Genomic DNA, 23,436 nt, shown 5'->3' with positions numbered 1-23,436 from the left:
CTCTCCTCTTTGAGTAAGTGGTCCTCGCCCAAGCTGCAATCCCGGAACGAACAGTGCAACCCGCGTGACTACGATCACAATAACAGAAGTTACACAGAAATCGACGCCTTTCTACCGAGGATCGACGTATTGTGTTAGGTTCGTCGCATGTTCGATGAAGATCAGCCCCGGCCGTTGCTCGAAGTCCGCGGAATCACCAAGCAGTTTGCTGGTGTGCAGGCGCTCAAGGGAGTGGATTTGCAGGTGCTTCCAGGGGAAGTGCACTGCGTCATGGGGCAGAACGGGGCGGGGAAATCCACCCTCATCAAGACTCTGTCCGGGGTCCATCAGCCCGACAGTGGCGAGATCTACTGGGAGGGAGAGGAAGTCTTTCTCCCTCGCCCGACCGCGGCACTCGATCTCGGCATCGCCACCATGTACCAGGAACTCGACGTCGTCGACGGCCTGTCCGTCGCCGAGAACATCTTCCTCGGACACGAGATGGCACGGGGCGGCGTGCTTCAGGTGAGGAAGGTCAATGCCCTCACGCGTACGCTGCTCAGCCGACTCGGCCACGGCAGTCTGTCGCCCTCCACAGAAGTGGGGACCCTGTCAGCGGCCAACAAACAGATCGTCAGCATGGCTCGGGCGCTGTCCCGCGACACCAAGCTGATCATCATGGACGAGCCGAGCGCCATCCTGGACTCGGGTGAAGTCGCCAATCTCTTCCGCGTGGTCCGTGAGCTCACCGGCCAGGGGATCGCGGTGGTCTACATCTCCCACAGGCTCGAGGAGATCCGGCAGATCGGGGACCGGATCTCGGTCATCAAGGACGGCCGGAGCACGGCGAACGGATTGAGTGTCGCGGACACCCCGAGGGCTGAACTGATCCGGCTCATGACCGGCAGGGACGTCGAGAACGTCTTCCCGGCCCGCAAGCCCCTTCCCGCCGATGCGCCGGTGGTCCTCGAGGTGAAGGACCTCGAACTCGACGGCCACTTCGAGAAGGTGAGCCTCTCCGTCCGTGCGGGGGAGGTCCTCGGCTTCGCCGGACTCGTAGGCTCCAAGAGGTCCGAGATCCTCGAGACCATCTATGGGGCGCGGAAGGCATCCTCGGGAACGGTCTCGGTCAAGGGTAGGACCCTCAGGGCCAATTCCGTCAGGTCTGCCGTGGATGCCGGGATCGGTCTCTCCCCGGAGGAGCGGAAAAGCCAGGGGCTCATCCTTGATGAACCGTTGTTCAAGAACGTGACGCTCTCGACCTTCGAACGGTTCGCCCGTGCCGGCTACCTGAACGAGGGCGCGGAGCGGCAGGCGGCACGCGAACAGATCGCAGCGCTCGAGTTGCGCCCGGCCGATCCCGACCGGCCTGCGCGAACGCTGTCCGGCGGGAATCAGCAGAAGATCCTCCTCGGCCGCTGGCTCGTCCACGGAACGTCAGTACTCCTGCTCGATGAACCTACCCGCGGCGTCGACGTCGGAGCCCGGGCCGAGATCTATGCCCTCATCCGCGCACTAGCCGAAGCCGGAACGGCAATCATCGTCATCTCGAGCGAGATCGAGGAAGTCCTGGGACTCTCGGACAAGGTCCTCGTCATCGACGACGGCAGAGTCCTCACCCACACCAATGCCAGCGACCTGGACGAGCACGGCGTGCTCGACCTCATCATGAAGGGAAGTGCCGCGTGAGCGAGCAGAACACCAAGGTGCCCGAATCACGCCTCAGCGCACGAGACGATCACGGCACACCGCGGGGCAACCCGTTGCAGAACCTACTGAAGGGCTCAGCAGGACGCAGCCTCGGGCTGGTCATCGCCCTCGCACTGCTCTTCGTGGTGGGAGCAGCCACCAGTGGGGACAGATTCCTCAACCTCGAGAACATGCTCACGATCCTGCGCTATGCCTCGATCATCGGGGTGGTGAGCATCGGGGTCACCTTCGTCATCACCGCAGGCGGTATCGACCTGTCGGTAGGGTCGGTCATCGGCCTGGCGACAGTGGTCGCCAGTCTCAGCGCCGTACAACTTGCGGCGACCCAGTCGTCCTGGATCCTCATGGTGCTCGTAGCACTGGGGGTCGGCGCCGGTGCAGGTCTCATCAATGGACTGTTGATCGCCTATGGGAAGGTGGTCGCCTTCATCGCGACGCTGGCGATGCTCGTCGGTGCGCGTGGTCTCGCGGAACTCATCTCCGGCCGCAGGACCCAGGTCGTCAGCAACCGGGACTTCCTGCAGGTCATGCGCGCTGACCTGCTCGGCGTTCCCATTCTCATCTGGATCTTCGCCGTCGTCGCTGCTGCCGGATGGTTCCTGCTCAACCGCACCACGTTCGGACGTCGGACCATCGCCATCGGCGGCAACCTCGAAGCATCGAGGCTGGCCGGTATCAAGGTCAAGCGCCACCTGGTCTACCTCTACGTCCTTGCCGGCCTCACAGCGGGCATCGGCGGTGTCATGTTCCTGGGCCGCACCACGGCCGGCACGTCCACCCATGGTCTGCTCCTCGAACTCGACGTCATCGCCGCCGTCGTCGTCGGCGGAACACTACTCGTCGGTGGGCGCGGCACGATCATGGGCACGGTTCTCGGTGTGCTCATCTTCAGCACGCTCACCAATGTCTTCACGCAAAACAACCTCGACACCTCCATCCAGGCTCTGGCCCGAGCCCTCATCCTCGTGGGCGCAGTTCTCCTGCAGCAGCGGTTCGCATCACAGGGACCACGCAAGCGGATGGTCAATGCGGTGAGGACCGACGCAGCTCAGACCAGCTGATTCAGGCCGTCCTCCGGGTGGGTGGCTTGTATGCACCCACCCGGAGGTCCGGCGCACCACGGCATGCATGGCACGAGCTACTCGGAGCCAGGAGGCTCGGCGAGTGAGGCGATGGACGGGCAACTCCCGGCATCGCCCAGCGGTGGTTGCCGGACATGGGAAGGGTCCCCCGCGGGTTGCGGGGGACCCTTGTCGGATCCCGGCACGGGGACTGCAGTTGAAAAGGCTCGGCCCGACCGGCGGTTCAGCAGGGAGCCGCCGGTCGGGCCGTCGTTCGTTCTAGGTGGTGCCGGTCTCAGTAGGCGTAGCAGGTGAGGAACTCGAAGCTGTCACGGGCGAATTCGGCCGTGGCCGGGGCGTTGTCCCGCTCGATGACGTAGTACTTCACCTTGCCCTGGGCGGCATCGAGGATGGGTCCCCAGTCGATATCTCCCTCGCCCACATCGGTCAGCAGGGGGAAGCTCGCGAAGCCGATCGTGTCGGCGGGAAGTGCGCCGTCCTTGATGTGGAGCAGCTCGATGCGGTCGCCGTGCCGGTTGAGCAGATCGACGACGTCGACTCCCGCGTCCGATGCCCAGTAGACGTCGAGCTGGAAGGCGACGTAGCGGGGGTCCGTGTTCGCCAGGAGTACCTCGTAGGCGGTCGTCCGCTGGCCGGTCCGGGGGTCGGTGACGAGCGTCGTGAACTCCCACCAGTGGTTGTGGCCGAAGTGCTTCCCCGTCCCGGCCTTCACGGAACGTTCGCCCAGCTCGTTCATCGCCTCGGCGGTGGCCACGATGTCGTCATAGGTGCTGGTTGCGTCCCTGTTCACGCCGGGCGCCGCCCAACCGCCTGATCCGGTGTACTTCTGCCCGATCGTCTTGGCGTAGGCGAGGGTCTGGTCGAATGTCGCTTCTGCGGTGCTGCCGTGCGAGGTCGGGGCTTTGAGCTTGTACTCCTTGAGCAGTGCGTCGAATTCCTCGGCGCTGCGTCCCTCGTAGGAGCCGCCGAACGGCTCCACGTTCCTGTACCCGATCTCCGCCAGCTCGGCGAGGATCCCCTCCGTACCGATGTCCCTCTGCCAACCGGCGTAGCTGTACAGCTGGAAGGAGATCTTGCTGGCGGGCACACTCCTGCCGGCACATTCGGACCCCGTACCTGCCTTCGGGGCGGCTACGGCAGGACTGGCCAGAACAGTCGTCGCTGCGATCGCGAGCGCGGCTGCTGCCGCCACTCGACGGGCTGCTCCTCGGCGCGGGCGGTGAACGGTGGTGTAGTCGTTCTTCATCAAAGCTTCCTCCTTGAAGTGGTGATGCAGGTGAATCCCGTCGACCGGATGAGTCGGCCTAAGCCTGGTTCTGTGACGGAAGTCTCAGCGAACCTAACACGGCTAATGGCGAGAAACAACGAATGTTGCGTGTTCGTCGATGTATTTAAGGAGGTCCGCCTACTTCTAAAGTCGATGGCGGGCAGTACTAAGGGCGACCGATTGGCCCAAAGTGCCGGTGCAGGCGCTGCTTTCCCCCGGGCCATCACCGCCGGGCTTCCCTGCCCTCATGTTTCGTCGGTTTCTATGCTGTAATGAGTCGATGCGTGACATAAGTAGCTTCAACGGACTCGGCTCCTCTGGAGCCAGCGAACTCTTCCAGATCCTTCGGGACGGGCGTCCCCGCACGCGGTCGGAACTGGCCGAGCAGATGGGTCTGGCCCGGTCCACCGTCACCCTGCGGATCGAATCACTGATGGAACTGGGGCTGGTTGGCTTCGTCGACGACGCTGTCTCGACCGGGGGGCGGCCGTCCTCGCGCGTCGCGCTGAAAGCGGGGAGCAAGGTCGTCCTGGGAGTGGACATCGGGGCGTCGCATCTCCGCGTGGCGCTGACGGACCTGACAGGTCATCAGCTCGATGAAGCGGCACGCACCATCGAGGTGGCAGCGGGCCCCACCTCCGTGCTCCAGGCGGTCGTCGAGTTGTCCGGCGAGCTCCTCGCGACATCGGGCCGTGAGCTCTCGGACCTGCTGGCCATCGGGGTCGGTGTCCCCGGGCCGGTCGAACACAGCACCGGCATGCCCATCAACCCGCCGATCATGCCCGGCTGGAACCGCTTCGACGTTCCCGGCTACCTGCAGAACCACTTCCACGTCCCGGTCCTCGTGGACAACGACGTGAACATCATGGCCGTGGGTGAGCGGAACGCCGCCTGGTCCGATGTGGATGACCTGATCTACGTGAAGGTGGCCACCGGCATCGGTTCCGGCATCGTCTCGAGCGGCATGCTCCAACGCGGCGCGAATGGCGTCGCCGGGGACATCGGCCATATCCGCGTGCAGAACGGCGGTGGCGTCCCCTGCCACTGTGGGAACCAGGACTGCCTCGAAGCCGTCGCATCAGGGCCGGCCGTCGCAGCGAAGCTGAGAGCCCTCGGGCTGGAAGCCCACAACAGTGAGGACGTCGTCCGCCTCGTGGGGAGCGGGAACAAGGAGGCCGTGCACGCGGTGCGCCAGGCCGGTCGGGACGTAGGAGAAGTGCTCTCGGCCTGCGTCAGTCTGATGAATCCGTCGGTGATCGTCATCGGCGGGTCGATGGCGCTCACCGGCGAACACTTCATCGCGGGCATCCGCGAAGTCGTCTACTCGCGCACGATCCCGCTCGCCACCCACCACCTCCAGATCGTCCAGTCCTCCTCCGGCCTGGACGCGGGTGTTCTCGGTGCGAGCATGCTCGCCATCCATGACGCGATGTCACCCCAGCGAATCGACGACATGGTCCTCGGCCTCAACGACACGATCGCCGGCTGACCAGCCACGTCGAACGGGGCTGCCCCGTCGTCGGGCACCGCCGCAGAGCATCGATGCGATGGTGCCCGGTCTCGCCGTGGCGCCGACCGGCCGCGGGCCGGTGACGGTGCGTCCCGTGCCTCTCGATAGACTGGCCGCATGACCGCCGAGACCTCCGCGCAGACCACCGACCGTACCCGGCTCCTCGAGCTCATCAAGGAACTCGCCGTGGTGCATGAGCGCGTCACGCTCTCCAGCGGTGTCGAGGCCGACTACTACATCGACCTGCGCCGCATCACCCTGCACCACGAGGCATCCGTCCTCGTGGGCCGCGTGATGCTCCAGCTGCTCGACGACGCCGGCATCGCCTTCGAGGCCGCCGGTGGCCTCACGATGGGCGCCGATCCCGTCGGAACCGCCGTGATGCACGCAGCAGCACAGGCGGGCCGGCCGATCGACGCGTTCGTGGTGCGCAAGACCCAGAAGACACACGGCATGGGCCGGCAGGTCGAGGGACCGGACGTGTCCGGACGCCCCGTCGTCGTGCTCGAGGACACCTCGACCACGGGCGGCTCCGCGCTCACCGCCGTCGAGGGCGTGCGCCGGGCCGGTGGTGACGTGCAGGCCGTCGCCGTCATCGTGGACCGGAGCACGGGCTCCAAGGAACGCATCGAATCCGAGGCCGGGGTGCCCTACCTCTTCGCTTTCGGCAAGGACGAGCTGGGCCTCGCCTGACGGTCGCTCCCGGCGGGCTGCGGGAGGGAGGCGCGTGAGGCACGACGACGCCCGGGCCCTGCAGGGCGCCCGCGAGTTCCGTGAGTCCTCCCGCCGGTCCTTCCTGATCGGCTCGGCAGCAGCCGCGGTACTGACCGCGGACCTCGCGTTCACCCGCGTCATCCAGTCCCAGCGCGACCAGAACCGCATTCTGCCGCTCGACGACGACCGCGCGGCCGCCCGGTTTCCGAACGACCGGTGGGTCCTCTTCCCGGGGTACAAGACCAGCTGGGAGGAGGGGCTCTGGATCCTCAACTCACTGCGGCCGGTCCTGTCCCGGCGGGCGCAGATGGCGGTCCTCGGGTACTCCAACCGGGGGCTGGACATCAACAACATCGTGGCCACGATGAACCGCTACGTGGACAACTTCCGCCTCGAGAGGCTCTACTTCTACGGCCACAGTTTCGGAGGGATGGTGGCGGTCGAAGTGGCTGCGCGTCTGCGTGACCGCGGCATCCCGGTGGAGCTGGTCCTGCTCGACTCCTCGCCGTCCAGCCGCTTCGACGTCCAGGACCAGCGCATGTTCGACGGCGTGGTCCTGCTCTACGAAGCCGGGGTGCGCGTGCCGATCAGCGTGCGGGGGACGTACGAGCTCGGTGAGCGGATCGTCCACAAGAACGAGCGCACGTGGAGCCAGATCGTGGACCAGACCCTCGAGCAGCTCTCGCCCCTGGCGCCCAGCAGCGAGCTGATCCAGTCCGAGTCCTCGTACATCTACCACTTCGACGCCACACGGTTCAGGCTCTCCCTCGGCGACACGAAGGTGGTGTTCGCCGGGAACCCGGGCGACGGCGTCGTCGATTATGCGAGGGCCCGCACGAGTTGGGCACGCGATCTGCCCGACAACGTGATGTCCGCGGACTACGTCACGAACGGTGCGCTGCCCGCGCACGCCAGCCCGCAGTGGAACCCCGGCGTGTACCAGGGCATCGTGTCCGCGGTGCAGCGGGAGTACGTCCCGATGCCGCGCGGCGGCGGCTGGAAGAGCGCCTTCTGAAGCCTGGGCTGCCGATCAGACCTGGTCGATCAGGTCCGCCACCGAGTCGCAGATCTGCGCCGGGCGGAACGGGTAGGCGTTGATGTCCTCCGGCTGCGTGATGCCGCTGAGCACCAGGACGGTGTGCAGGCCCGCTTCCATGCCCGCGATGATGTCGGTGTCCATGCGGTCGCCGATCATCGCCGTCGTCTCGGAATGGGCGTCGATCTGGTTCATGGCCGAGCGGAACATCATCGGGTTCGGCTTGCCCACGATGTACGGGTCGCGGCTCGTCGCAGCCGTGATCATGGCCGCTATGGCGCCGGTCGCAGGGAGGGGGCCCTCCTTCGAGGGGCCGGTGACGTCAGGATTCGTCGCGATGAAACGGGCCCCGTCGAGGATCAGGCGCACGGCGGTGGTGATCGCCTCGAACGAGTACGTGCGCGTCTCGCCGAGCACCACGTAGTCGGGGTTGGTGTCGGTGAGGACGAAACCGGCCTCGTGCAGCGCCGTCGTCAGCCCGGCCTCGCCGATCACGTACGCACGGCCGCCGGGCAGCTGGTCGCGCAGGAACTGCGCGGTGGCCAGAGCGGAGGTCCAGAGGTTCTCCTCGGGGATCTCGAGTCCCGAGGCCTTCAGGCGCGCGGCGAGGTCGCGGGGGGTGTAGATCGAGTTGTTGGTCAGGACGAGGAACCGCTTCGAGGTGGCCACCCAGCGTTCGATCAGTTCGGCCGCACCGGGGATGGCGTGGTTCTCGTGCACCAGCACGCCGTCCATGTCGGTGAGCCAGCACTCGATGTGTTCGTTCTCGCGCATGGGGGGCTTCCTTCCAGGGGGCGGACGCACGGGGAACTGCCTGTGCCAGTCTTCCACCTTTGCCGCCGATTACGCTTGGACGGTGAAAGAACCCCTGCTAGAGCCGACCGACACCACCGAGGCCACGGACGGAGCCCCGGGAGGCCCCGCCGTCGGCGTCGGGCCCTGGGAAGGGGAATGGCCCGACGGCGATCACTGGGACCGCGACCTCCTGGCGGACGGGGATACCCGGAACGTCGTCGACGGCTACCGGTACTGGACGCATGAGGCGATCGTCGCGGACCTGGACGAGCGGCGCCACGGCTTCCACGTCGCGATCGAGAACTGGCAGCACGACCTCAACATCGGTTCGGTGGTGCGTACCGCCAACGCGTTCCTCGCGAAGGAGGTCCACATCATCGGGCGACGGCGGTGGAACCGGCGCGGCGCCATGGTCACCGACCGCTACCAGCACGTCCGCCACCACCCCACGGTGGCCGACTTCACCGCCTGGGCGGCAGCCGAGGGACTGGCCGTGATCGGGATCGACAACTTCCCGGACTCGGTGCCGCTCGAGACCTACGACCTCCCCGAGAACTGCGTGCTCGTGTTCGGCCAGGAGGGCCCCGGCCTCACCCCGGAGGTGCACGAGGCCGCGGAGGCGACGCTCTCCATCGCCCAGTTCGGATCCACGCGCTCGATCAACGCCTCGGCGGCTGCCGCGATCGCGATGCACGGCTGGGTGCGGCGGCACGTCTTCGGCCAGCACGTCTGATCGGCCGGCACGTCTGATCGGCCGGCACCTCCGATCGGCACAGGGCTGCGTGGGCGCGTCCGCCCCGGCCCGTCGCCGGTCGGGTCGTCATGGAGCCCTGCGCCCGGCAGGTGCGCTCGCTAGGATGAAGCAAGCACTTCCCACCACTAAGGAGTCCTCAGCATGCCTATTGCCACCCCTGATGTTTACGCCGAGATGATCGACCGCGCGAAGGCGGGCGGATTCGCTTTCCCGGCTGTGAACGTGACCTCCTCCCAGACCCTGAACGCTGCGATGCGTGGTTTCGCCGAAGCGGGCTCGGACGGCATCGTGCAGGTCTCCACGGGCGGAGCTGCCTACTGGTCCGGCGCGAGCGTGAAGGACATGGTCGCCGGTTCGCTCGGCTTCGCGGCGTTCGCGAAGGAAGTGGCGAAGAAGTACGACGTCAACATCGCCCTGCACACGGACCACTGCCCCAAGGACAAGCTGGACGACTTCGTGCTGCCGCTGCTGGCCGCGTCCGAGGACGCCGTGAAGAACGGCCGCGACCCGCTCTTCAACTCCCACATGTGGGACGGCTCCGCCGAGACCCTCGAGGAGAACCTGCGGATCGCCCGCGAGATCCTGCCTCGCGCCGCTGCCGCGAAGATCATCCTCGAAGTGGAGATCGGCACCGTCGGCGGTGAGGAGGACGGCGTGGAGAACGCCATCAACGACAAGCTGTACACCACGGTCGAGGACGCCCTGGCGACCGTGGATGCCCTCGGTGCCGGCGAGAACGGTCGCTACATCACCGCGCTGACCTTCGGCAACGTCCACGGCGTCTACAAGCCCGGCGGTGTGAAGCTGCGCCCGGAGATCCTCAAGGACATCCAGGACCAGGTGGGCCAGAAGATCGGCAAGGACAAACCCTTCGACCTCGTGTTCCACGGCGGTTCGGGCTCCTCCGACCAGGAGATCGCCGACGCCGTCTCCTACGGCGTCATCAAGATGAACATCGACACCGACACCCAGTACGCGTTCACGCGTCCCATCGCCGATCACATGTTCCGCAACTACGACGGCGTGCTGAAGGTCGACGGCGAGGTCGGCAACAAGAAGACCTACGACCCCCGCGTCTGGGGCGCCTCCGCCGAGGCGGGCCTCTCGGCCCGTATCGTCGAGGCTGCCGCGTCCCTCGGATCCGCCGGAAAGAAGCTCTAGCCCGTGTCCGACGAGTTCCGGAAGAACCTCCTGGGACCCGAGCCCACCCTCCTGCCCGAGGAACCCGACGTCGTCGAGCGCCTCGCGGCCGGTGACGAGGCCGTCGACCTGGCAGCCCAGCACCCGACGTCGTCGCTCGTGTGGGCGATCCTCGCGGATGAGGCCTACGCCGAGGGCCGGACGATCGAGTCCTACGCGTACGCCCGTACCGGCTACCACCGCGGCCTCGACGCGCTCCGGCGCAGCGGCTGGCGCGGTGCCGGTCCGATTCCCTACTCCCACGAGCCCAACCGGGGCTTCCTCCGGGCGCTCTTCGCGTTGGGTCGGGCTGCGGCCTCCATCGGTGAGATCGAGGAGGCGGAGCGCATCGCGGTCTTCCTCCGGGAGTCCGATCCGGAGGCGAGCGCCCAGCTGGCGGGCTGACATCACGGGAAGCAGCTGCATCGGCTGGAGGAATGGCGGGGCGATCGTTCGCCCCGCCATTCCTCTGTCCGGGCCGGTGCATGCGGGCGGTGGTCGAGGCGCCCGGAGTGTCGCTGATGAGGCACCTGGTACTTGCTGTGGCAGGTGATAAACGAGTAGTCGGGTTTCTTGTGCTGCCGTTACTCCCGGGATCAGAGTTAATAGCTCCACAGCACGTGGTGAGGCGGATGGAAGTGGTGCTGCAATGTCCACAAAGGTAAGCACGGGACAGCTGTACACGGTGGCCGAGGTGGCCGCGATGATGCGGGTCTCGAAGATGACGGTCTACCGGCTGGTGCAATCGGGAACCATCCGCAGCATCCGGTTCGGGCGGTCCTACCGCGTGCCGCAGAGCGCGGTCCGGGAGTATCTCGATGCAGCGAACCCGGGGTCGGACTTCTCCATCTGACTCCTGCGGCTCCCGACGTCCACGGGCTGTTGGCGGCGAAGGGTGCGGGGTGACGCTTCACAGTGCCGCCCCTGCCCCGGGAACCCTTGCCTCGACTATCGATTAACGATAGCTTTATGTCGTAACTCGGCATAAAAGGAGCTGTCATGGGACGAATCGCCGTCATCGCGCTACGGGTAGTGCTGTGCATGATGTTCGCGGGTGCTGTCTTCATCCAGGTGGTGATGCTCTCGCTCCTCGGTATCGACCTCGACCGCGCCGATCCTGACGTCGCCCTGATCAGGACGCCGCTCGTCGTCCTGACGGTGCTCGGAATACTCGCCCTCCAGGCAGCCGTGGTCTGCGTCTGGGGCCTGCTGACCATGGTGCGGCGCGGGACCGTCTTCTCGACGGACGCCTTCCGGCTGGTCAACACGGTCATCGCCGCGTTCGCCGCTGCGAGCCTGTTCGCCTTCGGCCTCGGAGTCGCCCTCGCGCCCGGGGAGGCCGTCGCTCCCGGCGTGGTGCTGCTGATCGGGGGAGTGGCCGTCATGATCGCGGCCGTGGCGCTGATCGTGCTGGTGCTGAGGGCGCTGCTCGTCCAGGCGGTGGACCGGGATGCAGAGGCGCGCCAGCTGCGCACGGAGCTGGACGAGGTCATCTGATGCCGATCGTGGTGCGGATCGACGTCGAGCTGGCGCGGCGGAAGATGAGCGTGGGGGAGTTCGCGGACCGCGTGGGCCTCACGCCGGCCAACGTGGCGGTCCTGAAGAACGGGCGCGCCAAGGCCGTCCGGTTCAGCACGCTCGAGGCGATGTGCAGAGTGCTGGGCTGCCAGCCCGGGGACCTGCTGGAGTGGGTCGACGACGGGAGCGACGGCCAGGACGACGGGGACGACGGCCGGGACACCGGCCTGAACCCCGGCCTGAATGCCGGCACCGTGGGAACCCGCGCGGCGGGCGGCGGCTCCGCTGCGGTATACGGGGAGGGTGGTGCGTGAAGGGGCTCGGGCGGTTCTTCCCTCAGGCTCCTGCACCCGGCAGGACGGGTGATCCGGGGATCTTCGGGCCGGGCTCGGCTGCATGGCGGATCGCACGCGAGCGCGCCATCTTCGCCGGGGGCCCCGCCGCGCTCCTGCTGCAGCTGGCACATCCGCTCGTGGCCGAGGGCGTGCGGGCCCACAGCGGGTTCGCCACGGATCCCCTGCAACGCCTGCGCGGCACGCTCGACGCCGTCCTCACCGTCTCCTTCGGGGACCAGGCCCAGGTCCGTTCCGCTGCGGACCATGTGGCCCGGAAGCACCGCCCCGTGCGGGGCGCCCTGCCCGAGCCGACCGCCTCGCTGCCGGCGGGCACGCCCTACAGCGCGGATCATCCCGAGCTCGCCCTGTGGGTGTTCTCGACCCTCGTCTGGACCGCTGTCGAGGTCACGGATGCCTTCCTCCGTCCGGTTCCCGCAGACGAGCGGGATGCGTACTACCAGGACATGAAGCGGATGGCACACCTGTTCGCCGTCCCGGACGCACACCTGCCGGAGGACTACAGCGCGCTCGAGCGCTACGTGGAGCACCAGGTCGGAGCCACACTCGAGGTCGGCAGGACCGCACGGATGATCGCGCGGCAGATCCTCACGCCTGATCCGCCGCTCCTCCCGTCGCCGCTCCGTCCGGTGCCCTCCGTGCTGGCCGCGGGAGTCCTCCCTCCCGCCCTGCGCGAGGCCTACGGACTTCCGTGGCGCCGCCGGGAGCAGGCGTCCTTCGCCGCCTTCCGTCGGACCGCACGGCTGGCCGCGCCGCTGCTGCCTGCGCCCGTGCGGTACTGGCCGCACTACGCCGTCGCCCTCGATCGCGTGCGGGCCGCATCCGACGGGTAGCGCTGCAGGCTCCATGTCTCTTGTCGGGTCACTCCTGGAGGTGTATGCCAGGGCCGGTCCCGCCAGTATGCTCGGCTCAACACCCCGTCCGCTCGAAAGGCCCCGACCCATGAGGCTCCTTCGCCGCGCCCTCGCCGCAACAGTCGTGCTCGTCCTGCTGGCGGCAAACGCATCACCCGCCACAGCGGTCACCGGTGGGGAGCCCGACGGCGACGATCACCCCGGCGTCGCGCTGGTCTTCACCTACGGCGGCACCGGAGCCCTGCAGCGTTGTTCCGCGACACTCATCAGCCCCACGGTCCTCCTCACGGCGGCCCACTGCGTCTCGGGGACGGTGGGGAAGTCCTTCGTGACGTTCGATCCGGTGATCGGGAATGCCCCGCCCGTCGCGATCCCCCGTGCCGCCGACCCTGCCGTCGGCTACACGGGCGCCGACCTCGCCGCCGCCGGTGCACTGTCCGGCAGTTCCACGGCGCACCCCGACTACTCCGGTGCGGCTCCCGCCACCGACCGGGCGGACGTCGGCGTGATCGTGCTCGACACCCCCGCAACCGGCATCGCGCCCGCCGAGCTCGCGCCCGTAGGGTACCTCGACCAGTACCGGGCACCGCTGCTCAACAGGACGATCTTCGAGGTCGTGGGGTACGGCACCGAGGTCCGGAGGCCTGACGCCGGACCGCAGAAGCCCGAGCCCATGACCTTCCCCCTGCTCCGCCGGAGCACGACGTCGCCCGGGCAGAAGCTCGGGGAGCAGGTCCTGCAGTTGCAGGGCAATCCGAACGATCCGCGCGGCGGCGGGGGTACCTGTTCCGGGGATTCCGGCGGCCCGGTGTTCCTCGACGGCTACCTCGTCGCCGTCAGCTCCTACGGGTTCAACACCATCTGCCGGTACATCGACGGCTACCAGCGGACGGACATCGCCGTCGTCCAGGACTGGCTCGCCCTGACGACGGGCTGAGCCGCCGGCCTCCTCAGTGCTCCGGGCGGCGGATCGTCGTGGTCAAGGACACCAGTTGCGGCCGCGCAGGGGCGGAGCTGAAGCCGAACCGCACGGGCGGACTCACGGGGCCGAGCGCGCCCAGGTCGGAGCCGCGCCAGGTTGCCGCCACCCGGGGGATCGTCCACGCCGAGGTGACGCCGTAGTACTCCGTGCGGCCCTGTCCGGCGGAGCCGGCGGTCGCGACCCCCTTCACCAGGAGCGACGCCACCGGGTTGATCAGCGCCAGCCAGCGCGGGTGCGTGGCCAGGCGCGGCGGGACGAGGCGGAGGAGCCGCCCGAGCAGCGTGACGGGCCCGATCTCGGCGACGACCCGGAGGTCCCCGGCCTCCACGGCGAGGCGGTCGCGCGTCAGCGTCGAGGTGATCGGCGAGAGCACGACCTCGTCGAACGCGTAGGTCGCGCCGACGTAGTCCGCCACGTCCCGGGTCGGAGCGAGCAGCGTGCGGTGGCCCGCTGCATCCTCCATCATGACGTCGGTGAATGCGCCGAACGGGGACGTGTCCCAGCGGCCGATCACCAGCCTGGTGCCCGAGGCGGTGCCGATGCCGGCGATGTGTCCTTCGAAGCGGTCCATGCCCCATTGTGCACGGGGCCGGAGCTTCGGCGCGTGCAGCCGCGGTGGCACTTCCTCCGTCATGCGCCGCGTTTTTCGGCGGCCCCGGAGTGGCTCGGCTAAACTCGGATGGTAAGAGCCCCAGTGTCCGCGCGGACGGTTGGGGCGTTCTGATGCACGGCGTACTTCTCCGCGGCGCGGGAAGGGCCGTACCGAATGGGGGAGGATCCCATGCCAGCAATCGTCATTGTCGGAGCCCAGTGGGGCGACGAGGGTAAGGGCAAGGCCACTGACCTGCTGGGCGGCCGCGTCGACTACGTCGTGAAGCCGAACGGCGGCAACAACGCCGGGCACACCGTCGTCGTCGGCGGTGAGAAGTACGAGCTGAAGCTCCTTCCCGCCGGTATCCTCAGCCCCAACGCGATCCCGATCATCGGCAACGGCTGCGTCATCAACCTCGAGGCCCTCTTCGAGGAGATCGAGGGGCTCGAGGCCCGGGGCGCGGACACCTCGAGGCTGCGCGTGTCCGCCAACGCCCACCTGGTGGCCCCGTACCACCAGGTGCTGGACAAGGTCACCGAACGCTTCCTCGGCAAGCGTGCCATCGGCACCACGGGCCGCGGCATCGGCCCCGCGTACATGGACAAGGTGGCGCGGCTCGGCCTGCGCGTGCAGGACGTCTTCGACGAGTCGATCCTGCGCCAGAAGGTGGAGGGCTCCCTCAAGCAGAAGAACGAACTGCTGGTGAAGGTCTACAACCGGCGCAACGTCGAGGTCGAGGAGGTCGTGGAGTACTTCCTGTCCTTCGCCGAGCGGCTCAAGCCCCTCGTCATCGACTCCACGTTCGTGCTCAACGAGGCGCTCGACGCCGGCAAGGTGGTCCTCATGGAGGGCGGTCAGGCGACGTTCCTCGACGTCGACCACGGCACCTACCCGTTCGTGACGTCGTCGAACCCGACGGCCGGCGGCGCGTCCGTCGGTTCGGGCATCGGGCCCACGCGCATCTCACGGTCCATCGGCATCATCAAGGCCTACACGACGCGTGTCGGCGCAGGCCCGTTCCCCACGGAGCTCTTCGATGAGATGGGTCTGTACCTGCAGAAGACCGGCGGCGAATTCGGCGTGAACACCGGCCGCCCCCGCCGGTGCGGCTGGTACGACGCCGTGCTGGCGCGCCATGCCTCGCGCGTCAACGGCTTCACCGACTACTTCGTCACCAAGCTCGATGTCCTCACCGGCATCGAGACCATCCCGGTGTGCGTGGCGTACGACGTCGACGGCGTGCGCCACGACGAGATGCCCATGACCCAGACCGAGTTCCACCACGCGAAGCCGATCTTCGAGTACTTCGACGGCTGGACCGAGGACATCACGGGAGCCCGGACCATCGAGGACCTGCCGGACAACGCGCAGACCTACGTCCGGGCGCTCGAGAAGCTGTCCGGCACCAGGTTCTCCGCTATCGGCGTCGGACCCGACCGCGACCAGACCATCGTGGTCAACGACCTGATCGGCGGCTGACCTCCGGACACAGGAACGGCCCCTACGTCTGGCGTGGGAGCCGTTCCTGCATCCGGCGCAGGTCCAGGGACGTCCTAGAGGTTCACGGTAATGTCCGCGCCCTCGCGCAGCTCCGCGATCAGGGCCTGTGTTGCAGTGGACAGCTTCTCGCCCGAGAGCTGTTCCTCGACCTGGTCACGCACGTCCTCGAGCGGCGGGATCGGCGTGGCGGTTTCGCCGGATTCCGCCTGCTGGGCGACCGCGGCGTCGTAGGTGTCCTGGATCTCCTGGTCGGTGGGCGCCGTGTCTCCGGCTTCCTCCGCGATCAGTGCATCGAGCTTCACCTGGTCCGAGAGCTGCCTGTCGAAGGCGGCGTCATCAATGCCCTGCTCGGCGAAGGCTGCACGCAGTTCCGCCTCGGAACCGAGCCCGCTGCTCTCCAGCAGCGTGTCGATCGCTGCGGTGAGGGCTTCGGGGCTCGCCTCGATACCCCGCTGCTCCGCCTCCTGCCGGAGCAGTTCCGTGCTGACGAGGTTGTCCGCGACGGCCGTCTTCAGCTGGGCCTGGTCGAGGTCCTGCCCGCCGGCCGAGGCGGCGGCCTGCTGGAACTGGCCCTCGTAGGTGGTGGTGAAGATGTCACGGCCGATCTCCGTACCGTTGACGACTGCGACGACCTCCGGGATGTCTGCGAGGTCCGGCTCCGGCAGGGCTGCTGCGGATTCCGAGGCTTCTGCTGCCGGCTCACCGGCGGCGCTGGAGGCCGGGGCGCTGTCCGCGGACCCTTCTCCGCCGCTGCAGGCACTCAGTAGGGCTGCGGATCCGATGAATGCGGCGGCGAGTAGCCGTCTCTTCCGTGCTATGGCTGCGGGAGCCATGGGTGCTGTCCTCACGTTGTGGGCATGATCAGCCTGCCACTGTAGCAACCGCCCATGGCAGCCGGCCGGGTATCCGCTGGGCGTCCCCTGGACACGTCCGGTCGGCGTCACCAGCCCCAGGTTCCCGCGCCGCCCTTGAACGGTCCCACGACGGCGGCCGTGATCCAGCCGCCGTAGAAGTCGCCCTCCTGGGACAGGACCTTCTCGCCGTCGACCGTGCACTCGTCCATCCGGGACGGGTAAACGGCGGCGCGGCCGGCAAGGTCCTCGTATCCCGCGACGGGCGTGGCGTACGTCCACGCGCCGCACGGACTGCGCGCATGGCCGGTGACGACGTCGAAGTAGCCGGCGGTGCCCTTGAACTCGCAGTGCGACGAGCCCTCGACGGCTACCAGCACGCCGGGTGCGAAGTCTGCGATCGGGAGGTAGTAGACGGGCGGGTGGCTGGTCTCGAGCACCCGCACCGCGTCGCTCGTGCGGACGATCAGCCGTCCGCCGAAGCGCACCTCGATGACCGCGGGCGTCCGCTCCACCCGGGGAGGCCTCGGGTAGTCCCACACGGACTCCTGCCCGGGGCCGGGTTCCACGCGCCTGTTCGTTCTCGGGTTCCTCATGGGGAGAAGGCTACTCCGCCGCGCAGGGCGCGAGTCTGTACGCTGGAGAGAAGGCACGGCACACGGATGAGGGCGGCATCATGAAGGTCAGCGTTGGTCAGTTCAGGCCGGGTGGGGACGTCCAGGCGAATCTCGCCGTGATGCGGGAGCTCGCCGCGGAGGCGAGTGCCGCGGGTTCGGGGCTGATCGTCTTCCCCGAGGAATCGATGTTCTCGATGGGTGAGGTGAAGGGTTCGCTGCGGGAGGCAGTCGACGCCGAATGGAGCTCCTTCGTCCAGCAACTGTCCTTTCTCGCCGCCGAGCACGGCATCGCCGTCGTTGCCGGAGGGTACGAGCCGAGCGGCGAGGACCGGCCCTTCAACACGCTCGTCCTGCTCGACGCGACGGGCCGCATCGTGGACACCTATCGCAAGCTCCACCTCTTCGACGCCTTCAGCTACTCCGAGTCCACGCGCATCAAGCCGGGCGACGGCGGCATCAAGATCGCCGATCTCGGTGACGTGCGGGTGGGTCTCATGACCTGCTACGACCTCCGGTTCCCCGAGCTCGCGCGCGCCCTCGCCGACGCCGGAGCAGACCTGATCTGCGTTCCGGCGGCCTGGTTCAAGGGCGAGCACAAGATCGAGCACTGGGAGACGCTGCTGAAGGCGCGCGCCATCGAGAACACCCTGTGGGTGGCCGCGGCCGGCACGTCCAGTGGCCACACGATCGGACACTCGGCCATCATCGATCCCATGGGCGTCCCGCAGGTGCACCTCGAGGACGAGGAGCGCGGCCTGGCCACCGCGGAGGTCACCCGCCGCAGGGTCGACGACGTCCGCGTGTTCCTGCCGGTGCTGCGGAACCGGCGTTTCGCCCGGAACGACAGCATTGTCGACTCCCACTGACGCAGCCGGCCGTCCGGAGGCAGTGCCCGCCGAGGAGCGGGCGCGACCGGCGGACACCGGTCGCGCCGCGAACATCAGGGACGTGGCCCGCCGCGCCGGCGTCTCGCACCAGACCGTGTCGCGGGTCCTCAACGGACACCCGAGCCTGCGGGCCGAGACACGGGACCGCGTCCTGGCCGCCATGGACGAGCTCAGCTTCCGCCCGAACCGGGCCGCCCGTGCCCTCGTGACCAGCCGCTCCACGACCATCGGCGTGCTGGTGGGGAAGGGCTTCGAGTACGGGCCGGCCGCCAGCCTGCAGGCCATCGACAGTGCGGCGCGCGAGGCCGGCTACGCCGTCGACGTCGCGCACCTCGAAGACATGGACGCCGGATCGATCCGCTCCGCACTGGACCGCCTGCTCGCCCACGGGGTCGACGGGCTCGTCATCCTGGCACCGCAGATGCAGGCCCTCGGCGAGATCGGGCGCCTGTCCATCACCCTCCCGTTCGTGACCGTGCACTCCCCGAATGCCCAGGACGACCACCGGCTCTCGATGGACCAGTCGGGCGGCGCCGCCCTCGCGACGCGCCACCTGCTCGACCTGGGACACCGACGGATCGTGCATGTCGCAGGCCCGGACGGCTGGTTCGAGACGGAAGCGCGCGTGCGCGGGTACTGCGGCGAGATGGAGGCCTGGGGATGCGAACCGGAGCTCCAGTTGTCAGGGGACTGGACCGCGGAGTCGGGCTACCGGGCAGGGCTGGTCCTCGCGGAGGACAGGGGGATCACCGCGGTCTTCTCGTCCAACGACCAGATGGCGCTCGGGCTGCTCCACGCCTTCCGGGAGGCCGGGCGCCGCGTCCCGGAGGACGTGAGCGTCGTGGGCTTCGATGACGTCCCCGAGGCCGCGCACTACTGGCCCCCGCTCACCACCGTCCGGCAGGACTTCCCCGAGCTCGGCAGGCGCTGCGTCGCGAGGCTGCTCGCGCTCATCGGGGAGGCGGGTGCCGGTACGGACAGGGACCCCGCCGGAACCCCGCAGGACGTGGTCCCGGAACTCGTCATCCGGGCGTCGACGGCGAGCGCGCCGGCGGCTTCTCCCGCCCCCTGAAGATGCTCCAGCGGCAGCGCCGGTCGCCGGCGGCTGCTCCCGATCCCGGGCGTCGTCGCCGCAAGCCATTGACACACCCCACCGGCCCTCCCCTACACTGATGAGCGCGGATGTGAACGGTCACATCCTGATCCACCAGAGCACCGCAGCGCGGTCTCGAGAAGAACAAAGAGGTCCTTCCCTTGAGTGACTCCACCACGGGCACCCCCACTGCGGCCGCCAGGCCCACGTACGTCATCGGCGTCGACTACGGAACCCTGTCCGGGCGCGCCGTCGTCGTCCGCGTCTCCGACGGTGCCGAACTCGGTGCCTCGACGCTCGAATACCCGCATGCCGTCATGGATTCGGTCCTCGCGGCGACCGGCGAACAGCTCCCGCCCGAATGGGCACTCCAGGTACCGTCCGACTACGTCGACGTGCTCCGCACGGCCGTGCCGGCCGCGGTCCGGGAGGCAGGTATCGATCCGCAGGACGTGATCGGCATCGCCACGGACTTCACCGCCTGCACCATGGTGCCGACCCTCGCCGACGGCACGCCCCTGAACGAGGTGCCCGGCTACGAGGGCCGGCCGCATGCCTACGTGAAGCTGTGGAAGCACCACGCGGCGCAGGGCCAGGCCAACCGCATCAACGAGCTCGCGGCCGAGCGCGGCGAGGCTTGGTTGCCACGTTACGGCGGACTGATCTCCAGCGAATGGGAGTTCGCGAAGGGGCTCCAGCTGCTCGAGGAGGACCGTGAGCTGTACGACCTCATGGACCACTGGGTGGAGGCGGCCGACTGGATCGTCTGGCAGCTCACGGGGGAGTATGTGCGCAACGCATGCACCGCCGGCTACAAGGGGATCTACCAGGACGGCGCCTACCCGTCCGACGACTTCCTCGCAGCGCTCAACCCGGAGTTCGCGGGATTCGCCCGCGAGAAGGTGGAGCACACCATCGGCGCACTCGCCTCGAAAGCGGGCTCTCTCTCCGAGGAGGCCGCCGGCTGGACAGGCCTGCCGGCAGGGATCGCGGTGGCCGTCGGGAACGTCGACGCCCACGTCACGGCCCCCGCGGCCCAGGCCACGGACCCCGGCCAGATGGTGGCCATCATGGGGACCTCGACCTGCCACGTGATGAACTCGGACCGCCTGAGCGAGGTCCCCGGGATGTGCGGCGTCGTCGACGGCGGCATCGTCGAGGGCTTCTACGGCTACGAGGCCGGCCAGTCCGGCGTCGGCGACATCTTCGCCTGGTTCGTCGCGAACCAGGTGCCCGGCGAGATCCGGGACGCCGCCACCGCCCAGGGCCAGAGCGTGCACGAGTACCTGACGGAGCAGGCCGAGGCCGAGCCCGTGGGCGCGCACGGCCTCGTCGCCCTCGACTGGCACTCCGGCAACCGCTCCGTCCTCGTGGACCACGAACTCTCGGGCACCATCGTGGGCCTGACCCTCGCCACGAAGCCCCACGAGGTCTACCGCGCGCTCCTGGAATCGACGGCCTTCGGGACACGCAAGATCGTCGAGACGTTCAACGCCTCCGGCGTGCCCGTCACCGAGTTCGTGGCCGCCGGCGGCCTCATCCGCAACCCGTTCCTCATGCAGGTCTACGCCGACGTGCTGAACATGCCGCTCTCCGTGATCGGCAGTTCCCAGGGGCCCGCCCTCGGCTCCGCGATCCATGCCGCAGTGGCTGCCGGCGCCTACGAGGACATCCACGCGGCGGCCGCTGCGATGGGCCGCCTGAACCGCGCCGCCTACACCCCCGACGCAGACCGCGCCGCCGCCTACGACGCCCTGTACCGCGAGTACACCGAACTGCACGACTACTTCGGCCGCGGCACCAACGATGTCATGCACCGGCTCAAGGCCCTGCGCCGCTCCGCCCGCTCCCCCCAGGCGGTGTCGGCATGAGCCGCGTCGAACAGTCCGGCACCTTCACCCCCGAGGTCGAGGCCGCCATTCTGGACGTCCGGAAGGACGTCGCCGCCCTGCACGCCGAACTCGTGCGCTACGGACTGGTGGTCTGGACGGGCGGCAACGTCTCGGGTCGCGTTCCGGGAGCGGACCTGTTCGTCATCAAGCCCTCCGGCGTCAGTTACGACGAGCTGACGCCGGAGAACCAGATCCTGTGCGACCTCGACGGCAACGTCATCGAGGGAACGCCCGGGTCCGAGCGCTCGCCGTCGAGCGACACCGCCGCGCACGCGTACGTCTACCGCAACATGCCCGACGTCGGCGGTGTGGTGCACACGCACTCCACCTATGCCGTGGCGTGGGCCGCGCGCGGCGAGCCGATCCCGTGCGTCATCACCGCCATGGCCGACGAGTTCGGCGGCGAGATCCCGGTGGGTCCGTTCGCGATCATCGGTGACGACTCGATCGGCCGCGGCATCGTCGAGACGCTGACCAACCACCGGTCCCGCGGCGTGCTGATGAAGAGCCACGGTCCCTTCACGATCGGCAAGGACGCGAAGGACGCCGTCAAGGCAGCCGTCATGCTCGAGGACGTCGCCCGCACCGTCCACATCTCCCGCCAGCTCGGCGCCCCGGCCGGCATCCAGCCCGAGCACATCGACTCACTCTTCGACCGTTACCAGAACGTGTACGGTCAGCCCTCGACTCCAGGAGCCCCCGCATGAGCGCCCTCAGTACGACCCTCGACGCCTACGAAGTCTGGTTCCTGACCGGCAGCCAGGACCTCTACGGCGAGGAGACGCTCCAGCAGGTCGCCGAGCAGTCCCAGGAGATCGTCCGCATCCTCGGGGAGGCCGGCCTGCCCGTGAAGGTGGTCTGGAAGCCGACGCTCAAGGACTCCACCTCGATCCGGCGGATGGCCCTCGAGGTCAATGCCGCCGACAACGCCATCGGCGTCATCGCCTGGATGCACACCTTCAGCCCCGCGAAGATGTGGATCGCAGGCCTCGACGCCCTCCGCAAGCCCCTGCTGCACCTGCACACCCAGATCAACGTCGCGCTGCCCTGGGGCGAGATCGACTTCGACTTCATGAACCTCAACCAGGCCGCCCACGGCGACCGCGAGTTCGGGTACATCCAGTCACGCCTCGGCGTGCCGCGGAAGACCGTCGTCGGACACGTGTCGGACGCGTCCGTGTGCGCCAAGGTCTCCTCCTGGCAGCGGGCGGCCGCGGGCTGGGCCGCGGTCCACGAACTCAAGGTCGCCCGCTTCGGTGACAACATGCGCAACGTCGCCGTCACGGAGGGCGACAAGACGGAGGCCGAGCTGCGCTTCGGCGTCTCCATCAACACGTGGGGGGTCAACGAGCTCGTCGCGGCCGTCGAGGCCCAGTCCGATGCCGACGTCGACGCGCTCGTGGCCGAGTACGAGGAGACGTACGACGTCGTGCCGGAGCTGCGCCGCGGCGGCGCACGGCACGAGTCGCTGCGCTACGGCGCACGCCAGGAACTCGGCCTGCTGTCCTTCCTCGAGGAGGGCGGCTTCGGTGCCTTCACCACCAACTTCGAGGACCTCGGTGCACTCCGGCAACTGCCCGGACTCGCCGTCCAGCGGCTCATGGCACGCGGCTACGGCTTCGGCGCCGAGGGCGACTGGAAGACCGCCGTCCTCGTCCGGGCCGCCAAGGTCATGGGGGCGGGCCTGCCCGGCGGTGCGTCCCTCATGGAGGACTACACCTACCACCTGGTGCCGGGTGAGGAGAAGATCCTCGGAGCGCACATGCTCGAGATCTGCCCCACCCTGACCACGTCGAAGCCCACCCTCGAAGTGCACCCGCTCGGTATCGGCGGCAAGGAGGATCCCGTACGCCTCGTGTTCGACACGGACGCCGGCCCCGGCGTAGTCGTCGCGATGTCCGACATGCGGGACCGCTTCCGGCTGACGGCCAACGCGGTCGAGGTCGTCCCGCCCGATGCCCCGCTCCCCAACCTGCCGGTCGCGCGCGCAGTGTGGAAGCCGGAGCCGAGCCTCGAAACCTCCGCAGCGGCATGGCTCAGTGCCGGCGCCGCACACCACACCGTCCTCACCACCGCCGTGGGCCTCGACGTCTTCGAGGACTTCGCGGACATCGCCGAGGTCGAACTGCTGCGGATCGACGCCGATACCAGGCTGCGCGAGTTCCAGCGCGAACTGCGCTGGAACGCGGCCTACTACCGGCTGGCGCAGAAGCTGTAAAGCTCCTCCCCGAAAGCCGGCACTGTCGCCGGAAACTCCACTCAAGAAAGTTG

The 23,436-nt window shown here is 68.3% G+C and carries 23 protein-coding genes and 1 pseudogene; 19 read left to right on the top strand and 5 right to left on the bottom strand.

All coding sequences use genetic code 11. The features are described from left to right. The first annotated feature begins 147 nt into the window (after positions 1–147). Together ACX80H_RS14035 and ACX80H_RS14030 are read left to right on the top strand one after the other, a co-directional pair. A complete protein-coding gene (locus ACX80H_RS14035; protein WP_459314011.1) occupies positions 148–1,668 on the top strand; it encodes a sugar ABC transporter ATP-binding protein in 1,521 nt (506 codons plus the stop codon). After that, a complete protein-coding gene (locus tag ACX80H_RS14030) occupies positions 1,665–2,750 on the top strand; it encodes an ABC transporter permease (RefSeq protein ID WP_459314010.1) in 1,086 nt (361 codons plus the stop codon). The genes ACX80H_RS14035 and ACX80H_RS14030 overlap by 4 nt, the downstream gene beginning before the upstream one ends. Positions 2,751–3,045: 295 nt before the next feature. On the opposite strand, the gene ACX80H_RS14025 is transcribed toward ACX80H_RS14030, so the two are convergent. Next, the gene (locus ACX80H_RS14025; RefSeq protein WP_459314009.1) at positions 3,046–4,017 is read right to left on the bottom strand and encodes a sugar phosphate isomerase/epimerase family protein; all 972 of its coding nucleotides are present in this window, start codon (positions 4,015–4,017) and stop codon (positions 3,046–3,048) included. 301 nt (positions 4,018–4,318) lie between these two features. Between ACX80H_RS14025 and ACX80H_RS14020 the strand changes: the two genes are divergently transcribed. From ACX80H_RS14020 to ACX80H_RS14010, 3 genes are all read left to right on the top strand, one after another. Continuing rightward, positions 4,319–5,527, top strand: coding sequence for an ROK family transcriptional regulator (locus tag ACX80H_RS14020; protein ID WP_459314008.1), 1,209 nt, complete (start codon positions 4,319–4,321; stop codon positions 5,525–5,527). 138 nt (positions 5,528–5,665) lie between these two features. Further along, positions 5,666–6,241 (top strand): orotate phosphoribosyltransferase, encoded by a 576-nt coding sequence (gene pyrE, locus ACX80H_RS14015; protein ID WP_459314007.1) that lies wholly within the window; start codon positions 5,666–5,668, stop codon positions 6,239–6,241. Between the two features lie 34 nt (positions 6,242–6,275). Then, positions 6,276–7,277: a thioesterase domain-containing protein gene (locus ACX80H_RS14010; protein WP_459314006.1), complete on the top strand. Its 1,002-nt coding sequence runs from the start codon at positions 6,276–6,278 to the stop codon at positions 7,275–7,277. 15 nt (positions 7,278–7,292) lie between these two features. On the opposite strand, the gene ACX80H_RS14005 is transcribed toward ACX80H_RS14010, so the two are convergent. After that, positions 7,293–8,072, bottom strand: coding sequence for an HAD-IIA family hydrolase (locus tag ACX80H_RS14005; RefSeq protein ID WP_459314005.1), 780 nt, complete (start codon positions 8,070–8,072; stop codon positions 7,293–7,295). Between the two features lie 94 nt (positions 8,073–8,166). Here ACX80H_RS14005 and ACX80H_RS14000 point away from each other — a divergent pair, with 94 nt between their 5' ends. The 8 genes and pseudogenes from ACX80H_RS14000 (at position 8,167) to ACX80H_RS13965 (ending at position 13,688) form a co-directional block, all read left to right on the top strand. Continuing rightward, positions 8,167–8,826, top strand: a complete 660-nt coding sequence (locus ACX80H_RS14000) for a TrmH family RNA methyltransferase (protein ID WP_459314112.1) — start codon at positions 8,167–8,169, stop codon at positions 8,824–8,826. A 162-nt stretch (positions 8,827–8,988) separates the two neighbouring features. Continuing rightward, complete coding sequence (gene fbaA, locus ACX80H_RS13995) at positions 8,989–10,008, top strand: class II fructose-bisphosphate aldolase (protein WP_459314004.1); 1,020 nt, start codon at positions 8,989–8,991, stop codon at positions 10,006–10,008. A gap of 3 nt (positions 10,009–10,011) precedes the next feature. Next, positions 10,012–10,431: a DUF3151 domain-containing protein gene (locus ACX80H_RS13990; protein ID WP_459314003.1), complete on the top strand. Its 420-nt coding sequence runs from the start codon at positions 10,012–10,014 to the stop codon at positions 10,429–10,431. 244 nt (positions 10,432–10,675) lie between these two features. After that, entirely contained in the window at positions 10,676–10,879 is a 204-nt protein-coding gene (locus tag ACX80H_RS13985) for a helix-turn-helix domain-containing protein (protein WP_459314002.1), read from the top strand. 146 nt (positions 10,880–11,025) lie between these two features. After that, a complete protein-coding gene (locus ACX80H_RS13980) occupies positions 11,026–11,523 on the top strand; it encodes a DUF2975 domain-containing protein (RefSeq protein WP_459314001.1) in 498 nt (165 codons plus the stop codon). Continuing rightward, positions 11,523–11,759: pseudogene (locus ACX80H_RS13975) on the top strand (helix-turn-helix domain-containing protein); the annotation flags it as partial. The gene ACX80H_RS13980 and the pseudogene ACX80H_RS13975, both read left to right, overlap by 1 nt. Positions 11,760–11,854: 95 nt before the next feature. Next, the gene (locus ACX80H_RS13970) at positions 11,855–12,730 is read left to right on the top strand and encodes an oxygenase MpaB family protein (RefSeq protein ID WP_459313999.1); all 876 of its coding nucleotides are present in this window, start codon (positions 11,855–11,857) and stop codon (positions 12,728–12,730) included. A 109-nt stretch (positions 12,731–12,839) separates the two neighbouring features. Then, complete coding sequence (locus ACX80H_RS13965; RefSeq protein WP_459313997.1) at positions 12,840–13,688, top strand: S1 family peptidase; 849 nt, start codon at positions 12,840–12,842, stop codon at positions 13,686–13,688. Between the two features lie 13 nt (positions 13,689–13,701). Here the strand turns inward: ACX80H_RS13965 and ACX80H_RS13960 are convergent, their stop codons facing one another. Next, a complete protein-coding gene (locus ACX80H_RS13960; protein WP_459313995.1) occupies positions 13,702–14,367 on the bottom strand; it encodes a hypothetical protein in 666 nt (221 codons plus the stop codon). A gap of 147 nt (positions 14,368–14,514) precedes the next feature. Between ACX80H_RS13960 and ACX80H_RS13955 the strand changes: the two genes are divergently transcribed. Further along, positions 14,515–15,804 (top strand): adenylosuccinate synthase, encoded by a 1,290-nt coding sequence (locus ACX80H_RS13955; protein WP_459313993.1) that lies wholly within the window; start codon positions 14,515–14,517, stop codon positions 15,802–15,804. A 74-nt stretch (positions 15,805–15,878) separates the two neighbouring features. Here ACX80H_RS13955 and ACX80H_RS13950 read toward each other — a convergent pair whose 3' ends face one another. Together ACX80H_RS13950 and ACX80H_RS13945 are read right to left on the bottom strand one after the other, a co-directional pair. Beyond that, positions 15,879–16,658 (bottom strand): SurA N-terminal domain-containing protein, encoded by a 780-nt coding sequence (locus ACX80H_RS13950; RefSeq protein ID WP_459313991.1) that lies wholly within the window; start codon positions 16,656–16,658, stop codon positions 15,879–15,881. Positions 16,659–16,765: 107 nt separating this feature from the next. Further along, positions 16,766–17,245, bottom strand: coding sequence for a DUF427 domain-containing protein (locus tag ACX80H_RS13945; protein ID WP_459313989.1), 480 nt, complete (start codon positions 17,243–17,245; stop codon positions 16,766–16,768). Between the two features lie 107 nt (positions 17,246–17,352). Between ACX80H_RS13945 and ACX80H_RS13940 the strand changes: the two genes are divergently transcribed. The 5 genes from ACX80H_RS13940 to araA all read left to right on the top strand — a co-directional run bounded on the left by ACX80H_RS13940 (position 17,353) and on the right by araA (position 23,383). Beyond that, positions 17,353–18,159 (top strand): carbon-nitrogen hydrolase family protein, encoded by an 807-nt coding sequence (locus tag ACX80H_RS13940; protein ID WP_459313987.1) that lies wholly within the window; start codon positions 17,353–17,355, stop codon positions 18,157–18,159. Between the two features lie 22 nt (positions 18,160–18,181). Continuing rightward, entirely contained in the window at positions 18,182–19,252 is a 1,071-nt protein-coding gene (locus ACX80H_RS13935) for a LacI family DNA-binding transcriptional regulator (protein WP_459314111.1), read from the top strand. 182 nt (positions 19,253–19,434) lie between these two features. Next, positions 19,435–21,144, top strand: coding sequence for a ribulokinase (araB, locus tag ACX80H_RS13930; RefSeq protein WP_459313985.1), 1,710 nt, complete (start codon positions 19,435–19,437; stop codon positions 21,142–21,144). After that, complete coding sequence (locus tag ACX80H_RS13925) at positions 21,141–21,872, top strand: L-ribulose-5-phosphate 4-epimerase (protein WP_459313983.1); 732 nt, start codon at positions 21,141–21,143, stop codon at positions 21,870–21,872. The genes araB and ACX80H_RS13925 overlap by 4 nt, the downstream gene beginning before the upstream one ends. Next, complete coding sequence (araA, locus tag ACX80H_RS13920) at positions 21,869–23,383, top strand: L-arabinose isomerase (protein ID WP_459313981.1); 1,515 nt, start codon at positions 21,869–21,871, stop codon at positions 23,381–23,383. Before ACX80H_RS13925 ends, araA begins: the two co-directional genes overlap by 4 nt. The last annotated feature ends 53 nt before the right edge of the window (positions 23,384–23,436 follow it).

The sequence above is a fragment of the Arthrobacter pasteuri genome, from assembly GCF_054510955.1.
This window is presented reverse-complemented; position numbering and strand designations above follow the sequence as displayed.